An 8,617-nucleotide genomic window follows, 5' to 3' on the forward strand; every position below is an offset into this window, starting at 1 on the left:
TCGGTGCTGCAAATCTAAAGGCACAGCGGGCATGGGTGCCCGAAAGGCCGCATATTCTAAGGAATATCCGGACTTTTGCAAATGACTTTTTCCGGCGGTCTATCGGCCGCCATGCAGATTTGCTATAGAGCCGTCGTTGAAAACGGCCGATCAGCTCCCGCCAAGTGCGGGTTTGCTGTGTATCCCACGTCCGTGTGGGGCTGCGCCGGTACGACGACCGGCGCGGATTCTTTACATTTTCGGCATGCCGCCGCCGGGCAACATACCGCCCATGCCGCGCATCATCTTGGCCATTCCGCCTTTCGCGGAGAATTTCTTCATCATCTTCTGCATCTGCTTGTGCTGCTTGATCAAGCGGCCGATGTCCTGCACCTGGGTGCCGGAACCCATGGCGATCCGGCGCTTGCGCGAACCGCTGATCATCTCAGGGTCGCGGCGCTCGGCCGGGGTCATGGAGTTGATGATGGCTTCCATCTGCTTGAATTGTTTCTCTGCCGCGCCCTGGGCGTTGCCCATCTGCGCCAGATTCACGCCGCCCATGTTCGGCAGCTTGTCCATCAGGCCGCCGAGGCCGCCCATGTTCTTCATTTGTTGCAGCTGATCGCGGAAGTCTTCGAGATCGAAGCCCTTGCCCTTCTTCAACTTTTTAGCAAGCTTGTCGGCTTTGTCCTTGTCGAGCGTCGCTTCCGCCTGCTCGATCAGGCTGAGCACATCGCCCATGCCGAGGATGCGCGAGGCGATACGCTCAGGGTGGAACGGATCGAGCGCTTCGCTCTTCTCGCCCATACCGATGAACTTGATCGGCTTGCCGGTGATCGCACGCACCGACAGAGCGGCACCGCCACGTGCGTCGCCGTCGACCTTGGTCAGGATCACACCGGTCAGCGGCAGAGCATCGCCAAAGGCCTTGGCCGTATTGGCGGCGTCCTGGCCGGTCATGGCGTCGACTACGAACAGGGTTTCGACCGGGTTGATCGCGGCATGCAGTGCCTTGATCTCGCCCATCATCTCTTCATCGATGTGCAGGCGACCGGCGGTATCGACGATGACCACGTCGATGAATTTGAGTTTCGCTTCCTTGATAGCCGCTTGCGCGATCTCGACCGGCTTCTGGCTCAGGTCGGACGGGAAGAAGGTAACGCCGACTTCACCGGCGAGCATTTCCAGCTGCTTGATCGCCGCGGGACGGTAAACGTCGGCGGACACGACCATGACCGACTTTTTCTTGCGCTCTTTAAGGAAGCGCGCGAGTTTGCCGGCGGTGGTGGTTTTACCAGCGCCCTGCAAACCGGCCATCAGGATGACCGCTGGCGGCACGGCGCTCAGGTTCAAGTCTTCGTTGGCCGCGCCCATCAGGCTTTCAAGTTCGGCCTGGACGATCTTCACGAAGGCCTGGCCCGGCGTCAGGCTGCGCGACACCTCGGTACCGACGGCACGTTCCTTGACCGAATTGACGAAGTCCTTGACCACCGGCAGGGCGACGTCGGCTTCGAGCAACGCCATGCGCACTTCGCGCAGGGTGTCTTTGATGTTGTCTTCAGTCAGCTTGGCCTTGCCGGTGACATGGCGCAGCGTCTGCGAGAGACGGTCGGTTAAGTTTTCAAACATTGCGCGATCCTTTCAGGCCCTGTGTAGACCGGGATAATGGCGGCCCGGACCGGACTAAACGTGTGCTCGGCGAGCCTGCGGCGTGGGCAGGTCGCGGATTATAGCGAAGACTGTGGCCGGCGGACACCTCGCTGTCGGGTTGCGCGGACTTTCGTGTGGCGGGGGTTCTATGCCAAACTCAGCGACTTTCGGGCTTGCCTAACAGGATTTATGCTCCCCTTGTCACCCAGCTTGCTAACTACCCTCGCCGCCGCCTGCTTGTACGCCGCTGCGACCATTTACCAGGGCACTCGCCTGGCGTCCGGCGCCAAGGTCAACAAACGCCTGCTGGTCATGCTCGGCGTGCTCGCCGTATTGGCCCACAGCGTCAGCCTGCTCACCCACCTGCTGACCCCGACCGGCCTGGCTCTGGACTTCTTCAGTGCCGCCAGCCTGATTGCCGTAGCGGTCATCGCATTGACCCTGCTGGCCTGCTCGCGGATTCCGGTAGAGAACCTGCTGATCCTGCTGTTCCCGCTTGGGGCCTTGACCGTGTCGCTGGCGCATTTCGCGCCGGCCGGTACTGTGCAGGTCATCGATGAGGAGCCGGGCATCCTCGCCCACATCCTGCTGTCGATTCTGGCCTACGGCATGTTCACTATCGCGGTGTTCCAGGCCTTGCTGCTGCTGGTTCAAGACCATCAGCTCAAGCACAAGCATCCATCCGGGCTGATCAAGAACTTCCCGCCACTGCAAACCATGGAAAGCCTGCTGTTCGGCTTCCTCTGGGCCGGCTGGACGCTGTTGTCGCTGTCGCTGATTTCCGGCTGGCTGTTCGTCGAAAACCTGTTCGCCCAGCATCTGGTACACAAAACCCTGCTGGCCTGCCTGGCCTGGGTCGTTTTCAGCGTGCTGCTGTGGGGACGCAATCGCCTCGGCTGGCGCGGACACAAAGCGATTCGCTGGACCCTGGCCGGTTTTTGCCTGCTGATGCTGGCGTATTTCGGCAGCAAGCTGGTTCGTGAATACATCCTGCATATCTGACGGGCGGCATTAATGGACGACTTGCCCATAGGGCCGATGCTCGCGGTAGTGACCCTGCTGATTTTATGGTCGGGGCTGTTTACCGCCATCGAAGCGGCGCACCAGCACTTACTGGCCCAGCGCATCGCAACGCGTTCCAGCGACAAACCGGTGGCGAAACTCAGCTTCCCCCTGGCCAGCCTGATTTTTTGCAATACCCTCTGCCGTGCACTCGTAGTAGTCATCAGCACCTTGCTGGCCATTTTCACCTGGGCCGAGAACGGCCCGTGGCTCGCTTGCCTCGGGGCGGGTGCCATTTTGCTGGTGTTTTCCGATTACTTGCCACGCGCCCTCGCCGCTCGCTATCCGGATGCGATCCTGACCCAGGGCAACAACCTGCTGCGGGTGCCGCTGAAAATCATCTATCCCGCGGCATGGCTGCTCAATAGCATCAGTCAGTTGCTGGCGCGACCATTCGCCCGTAAAGCCAAAGTAGTGCAACAAAGTGAGGACGAAGCGCTGACGGAGCGGCATGCGCCCTCCGAAACCGTAAGCCGCTCTCACCCGCTGCCAGGCATCCACGCGCTGGACAACATTACCGTCAATGACATCCTGGTACCGCGCAGCGATGTGGACGGCATCAATCTCGATGACCCCATCGAAGAAATCATCGAGCAATTACGCCACAACAGACGTACTCGCCTGCCGGTGTTCCACAGTGATATCAACCAGGTCGAAGCCATCCTCAACACCCGGCACATCCTGCACTTGCTGCCCGATGCGAGCCTGACCCGGGAAGCGTTGCTGGCGGCCAGTCACGAGCCGTACTTCGTGCCGGAAAGCACCCCGTTGCAGTTGCAACTGCTCAATTTCCATAAGCAGCAGCGGCGCCTGGGCATGGTGGTCGACGAATACGGCGAAGTGCTGGGCATCGTCACCCTGGAAGACATTCTCGAAGAAATCGTCGGTGAGTTCGAAAGCCAGCACAGCGTGGACAATCCGCACATTCATCCGCAAACCGACGGACGCCTGGTGATCGACGGAGCAGCCTCCATTCGCGATCTGAACAAGAGCCTCGGCTGGCACTTGCCCAGCGATGGCCCGAAAACCCTGAACGGTTTGGTCACCGAGGCCTTGGAAACCATTCCCGAAAGCGCGGTGTGCCTGAAGATCGGCCGCTACCGCCTGGAAATTCTCGAGACCGAGGACAACCGTGTCACGCGGGTGCTGATCTGGCAGACCAGCTCGATGCCTGTGGTTATCTAAAACTCGCCACAATGTCCTCGCAAGCCCTCTTGTTCGATCGTTAGCCACCTTCCTATAATCGAACCGCTTACCCAAGCCTCGCCGGCCCCGTGCTTACCCCGCACTTCGCAGCTTCCGGCCCGACCATCGGCAAGAACCGCAGCAAACCGACGACTGTTCCTACCTGAAACAGCGACCGCGCCCTCACCCACATCCCTGGGTTCTCGACCATAATAATTCGCTCCACTGGGGCACATGACTGTCAGGGATAACCGCATGACGACCAGCACGACTTACAGCGACTCCACGCCTGCGCAACCGACGAACTCCGCCACCCGCGTGGCTACCGCGAGCTTTATCGGCACAGCCATCGAGTTCTACGACTTCTACGTTTACGCCACCGCCGCTGCGCTGGTGATCGGCCCGGTGTTCTTTCCACAGACATCCGGCACCGCCCAGATGCTTTCGGCGTTTCTAACGTTCGGCATCGCGTTCCTTGCACGACCACTTGGCTCGGCACTGTTCGGCCACTTTGGCGACCGTATCGGTCGCAAATCGACCCTGGTTGCCTCGCTGCTGCTGATGGGCGTGTGCACCACACTGATCGGCGTACTGCCCGGGTACGACAGCATTGGGGCCTGGGCACCGATCCTGCTGTGTGTCCTGCGCTTCGGCCAAGGCTTGGGGCTGGGCGGCGAATGGGGTGGCGCGGCGTTGCTGGCCACGGAGAACGCACCCAAAGACAAGCGCGCGTGGTTCGGCATGTTCCCGCAACTCGGCCCTTCCATCGGTTTTCTCGCGGCCAACGGTCTGTTCCTGACCTTGGCCGTGCTGTTGGACGATGAACAATTCCGCTCATGGGGCTGGCGTATTCCATTCCTGCTCAGCGCCGCGCTGGTGATGGTCGGCCTGTACGTGCGCCTCAAGCTGCATGAGACCCCGGTGTTCGCCAACGCCATGGCGCGTCAGGAGCGGGTGAAGATCCCCCTGTTCGAATTGTTCGGCCAATACTGGGCTCCCGTCTTGCTGGGAGCCGGCGCGATGGTGGTGTGTTACGCGCTGTTTTACATCTCCACCGTGTTTTCCTTGAGTTACGGCGTGGCAACGCTCGGCTACAGCCGTGAAACCTTCCTCGGGCTGCTGTGCTTCGCCGTGCTGTTCATGGCAGCCGCCACCCCACTGTCGGCCTGGGCCAGTGACCGTTACGGGCGCAAACCGGTGCTGATCATCGGTGGCGTGCTGGCGATCCTGTCAGGGTTCCTCATGGAGCCGCTGCTGACCCAAGGCTCGACATGGGGTGTGGCACTGTTCCTGTGCATCGAGCTGTTTCTGATGGGCGTGACGTTTGCGCCGATGGGTGCGCTGCTGCCGGAGCTGTTCCCCACCCACGTGCGCTACACCGGCGCCTCGGCGGCCTACAACCTGGGCGGCATCGTCGGTGCTTCGGCGGCACCGTTCTTCGCGCAGAAGCTAGTTGCAATGGGTGGTTTGAGTTATGTCGGCGGGTACGTGTCCGGGGCAGCGGTGTTGAGTTTGATTGCCGTGCTGTGTCTGAAAGAAACTCGACATAACGATTTGAATCGTGTCGCCTGACAGATCGCCATCGCGAGCAGGCTCGCTCCCACAGGGAGATGTATCCCTGTGGGTCGATTTGCCACAACTTTCCCTCCACCCATTGTCACCTCGCTCTACGCGCATCGGCTCATCCCCGCTATACTTCCCGGCTTTTCCTGAATAAATGCCAATAGGGTCCCGCCGCGCATGGATAAGACCTACCAGCCGCACGCCATTGAAACTTCCTGGTACAACACCTGGGAGTCAGAGAATTACTTCGCCCCGCAAGGCGCGGGCGAGTCCTACACCATCATGATCCCGCCGCCGAACGTCACCGGCAGCCTGCACATGGGGCACGGTTTCAACAACGCGATCATGGACGCCCTGATCCGTTTCCGCCGCATGCAGGGTCGCAACACCCTGTGGCAGCCGGGTACCGACCACGCCGGTATCGCCACGCAGATGCTGGTAGAGCGTCAGCTCGAAGCCAAGGGCCAGAGCCGCCATGACCTGGGCCGCGAGAAATTCCTCGAGAAAGTCTGGGAGTGGAAGGATGAATCTGGCGGCAACATCAGCCGTCAGATCCGTCGCCTCGGTTCGTCCGTAGATTGGAGCCGCGAGCGCTTCACCATGGACGACGGTCTCTCGGAAGCCGTTAAAGAGGCTTTCGTACGCCTGCACGAAGATGGCCTGATCTACCGCGGCAAGCGCCTGGTCAACTGGGACACCAAGCTGCACACGGCGATTTCCGACCTTGAAGTGGAAAACCACGACGAGAAAGGTTTCCTGTGGAACCTGAAATACCCACTGGCCGACGGCGCCAGGACCGCTGAAGGCAACGATTTCCTGATCGTCGCGACCACTCGCCCGGAAACCATGCTCGGCGACTCCGCCGTGGCCGTTAACCCGAACGATGAACGCTACAAAGCCCTGATCGGCAAATTTGTCGAGCTGCCGCTGGTCGGCCGCCGCATCCCGATCGTTGCCGACGATTACTGCGACCCTGAATTCGGCACCGGCTGCGTGAAAATCACCCCGGCCCACGACTTCAACGACTACGAAGTCGGCAAGCGCCACAACCTGCCGCTGCTGAACATCTTCGACAAGAACGCAGCCGTTCTTCCAGCGTGCCAGGTGTTCAACCTCGACGGCACACTGAACGAAACCATCGACGGCAAGATCCCGGCCGAATACGCCGGCCTCGACCGCTTCGAAGCGCGCAAGCAGATCGTGGCCGCGTTCGACGCTGCCGGCCTGCTGGTCAGCGTTGACGATCACGCCCTGAAAGTACCGAAAGGCGACCGCTCCGGCACCGTCATCGAGCCGTGGCTGACCGACCAGTGGTACGTGTCCACCAAACCTTTGGCCGAGCCTGCGATCGCCGCCGTTGAAGACGGCCGTATCCAGTTCGTGCCGAAACAGTACGAAAACATGTACTTCTCGTGGATGCGCGACATCCAGGATTGGTGCATCAGCCGCCAGCTGTGGTGGGGCCACCGGATTCCGGCCTGGTACGACGAGTCGGGCAAGGTCTATGTCGGTCGCGACGAAGCCGAAGTGCGTGCCAAGCACAACCTCGGCCCGGACGTTGCGCTGCAACAGGACAACGACGTTCTCGACACCTGGTTCAGCTCGGGCCTGTGGACGTTCTCCACCCTCGGCTGGCCGGAAAAAACCGAATTCCTGAAGAAGTTCCACTCCACCGACGTCCTGGTGACTGGCTTCGACATCATTTTCTTCTGGGTTGCCCGGATGATCATGCTCACCATGCATTTGGTGAAAAACGAAGACGGCACGCCGCAGGTTCCATTCAAGACCGTGTACGTTCACGGCCTGGTGCGTGACGGCCAGGGCCAGAAGATGTCCAAGTCCAAGGGCAACGTCCTCGACCCGCTGGACATCATCGACGGCATCGAACTCGAAGCGCTGGTACAGAAACGCACCTCCGGCATGATGCAGCCGAAACTGGCGAAGAAGATCGAGAAGCAGACCCGCGACGAGTTCGCCGAAGGCATCGCCAGCTACGGCACCGACGCCCTGCGCTTCACCTTCTGCTCGCTGGCGTCCACCGGTCGAGACATCAAGTTCGACATGGGCCGCGTCGAAGGCTATCGCAACTTCTGCAACAAGATCTGGAACGCGGCGCGCTACGTGCTGGACAAGGGCGAAGACTGTGGCCAGAACGGCGAAGCCTACGAGCTGTCGCTGGCCGATCGCTGGATCATTTCGCAGCTGCAACGCACCGAAGCCGAAGTGACCCGCCAGCTCGACCAGTTCCGTTTCGACCTGGCTGCGCAAGCCTTGTACGAGTTCATCTGGAACCAGTATTGCGACTGGTACCTGGAACTGTCCAAACCTGTGCTATGGGACGAAAATGCACCGGTCGAACGCCAGCGCGGCACCCGTCGCACCCTGGTGCGTGTACTGGAAGTCGCCCTGCGTCTGGCGCATCCGTTCATGCCGTTCATCACCGAAGAAATCTGGCAGCGCATTGCGCCGCTGGCCGGCATCGATGGCAAGACGATCATGCTGCAACCTTGGCCAGTGGCCAATGAAACACGCATCGATCAGGCGGCCGAAGATGACATCGAATGGCTCAAGGGCCTGATGCTCGGCACCCGCAACATCCGTGGCGAAATGAACATCGGCCCGGGCAAACCCCTGCCGCTGTTCCTGAAGAACGTCAGCGCCGAGGATCAGCGTCGCCTGACCGAGAACGAAGCCTTGCTGAAGAAGCTGGCGCGCCTCGAATCGATCACCGTACTGGCGGCTGGCGAAGAAGCGCCGCTGTCCGCTACCGCGCTGGTCGGCGAGATGGAAGTGCTGGTGCCAATGGCCGGTCTGATCGACAAAGGTGCGGAACTGGCGCGTCTGGACAAGGAAATCCAGCGTTTGCAAGGTGAAGTGCAACGTGTCGGCGGCAAGCTGTCCAATGCAGGCTTCGTTGACAAGGCGCCAGCCGAAGTCATCGACAAAGAACGCGCCAAACTGGCCGAGGCCGAACAGGCCCTGGGCAAGCTGGCCGAGCAGCATGCGCGGATTGCCAGCCTGTAACGGCAGATCGCAATGAAGAAGGGAGACCCAAGTGGTCTCCCTTTTTTTATCCAAAAACACAACAAATCCCCTGTAGGAGCTGCCGCAGGCTGCGATCTTTTGACTTTGCTTAAAAAACAGGATCAAAAGATCGCAGCCTGCGGCAGCTCCTACG

5 protein-coding genes are annotated in these 8,617 nt (G+C 60.5%); 4 read left to right on the top strand and 1 reads right to left on the bottom strand.

Going from position 1 to position 8,617, the window contains the following annotated elements:
* Positions 1–231 precede the first annotated feature (231 nt).
* A complete protein-coding gene (gene ffh / locus KGA83_RS19770) occupies positions 232–1,608 on the bottom strand; it encodes a signal recognition particle protein (RefSeq protein ID WP_056726162.1) in 1,377 nt (458 codons plus the stop codon).
* 210 nt (positions 1,609–1,818) lie between these two features.
* On the opposite strand from ffh, the gene KGA83_RS19775 reads away from it, so the two are divergent.
* The 4 genes from KGA83_RS19775 (at position 1,819) to KGA83_RS19790 (ending at position 8,463) form a co-directional block, all read left to right on the top strand.
* Positions 1,819–2,631 carry an inner membrane protein YpjD gene (locus tag KGA83_RS19775; RefSeq protein ID WP_108214982.1) on the top strand — a complete coding sequence of 271 codons (813 nt, stop codon included), beginning with the start codon at positions 1,819–1,821 and terminating at the stop codon, positions 2,629–2,631.
* 12 nt (positions 2,632–2,643) lie between these two features.
* Positions 2,644–3,876, top strand: coding sequence for a transporter associated domain-containing protein (locus KGA83_RS19780; protein ID WP_108214981.1), 1,233 nt, complete (start codon positions 2,644–2,646; stop codon positions 3,874–3,876).
* Positions 3,877–4,131: 255 nt separating this feature from the next.
* Entirely contained in the window at positions 4,132–5,448 is a 1,317-nt protein-coding gene (locus tag KGA83_RS19785) for an MFS transporter (protein WP_223530594.1), read from the top strand.
* Between the two features lie 168 nt (positions 5,449–5,616).
* Positions 5,617–8,463 (top strand): valine--tRNA ligase, encoded by a 2,847-nt coding sequence (locus tag KGA83_RS19790; RefSeq protein ID WP_108214979.1) that lies wholly within the window; start codon positions 5,617–5,619, stop codon positions 8,461–8,463.
* The last annotated feature ends 154 nt before the right edge of the window (positions 8,464–8,617 follow it).

Origin of the sequence: Pseudomonas sp. GL-R-19 (genome assembly GCF_019956375.1) — a bacterium.
Taxonomy (GTDB): Bacteria; Pseudomonadota; Gammaproteobacteria; order Pseudomonadales; family Pseudomonadaceae; genus Aquipseudomonas.

Bases quoted from the DNA above. Each gene is read 5' to 3' on its own strand.
- KGA83_RS19775 (WP_108214982.1), top strand. From the start codon at position 1,819: ATGCTCCCCTTGTCACCCAGCTTGCTAACTACCCTCGCCGCCGCCTGC.
- KGA83_RS19780 (WP_108214981.1), top strand. From the start codon at position 2,644: ATGGACGACTTGCCCATAGGGCCGATGCTCGCGGTAGTGACCCTGCTG.
- KGA83_RS19790 (WP_108214979.1), top strand. From the start codon at position 5,617: ATGGATAAGACCTACCAGCCGCACGCCATTGAAACTTCCTGGTACAAC.
- KGA83_RS19785 (WP_223530594.1), top strand. From the start codon at position 4,132: ATGACGACCAGCACGACTTACAGCGACTCCACGCCTGCGCAACCGACG.
- ffh (WP_056726162.1), bottom strand. From the start codon at position 1,608: ATGTTTGAAAACTTAACCGACCGTCTCTCGCAGACGCTGCGCCATGTC.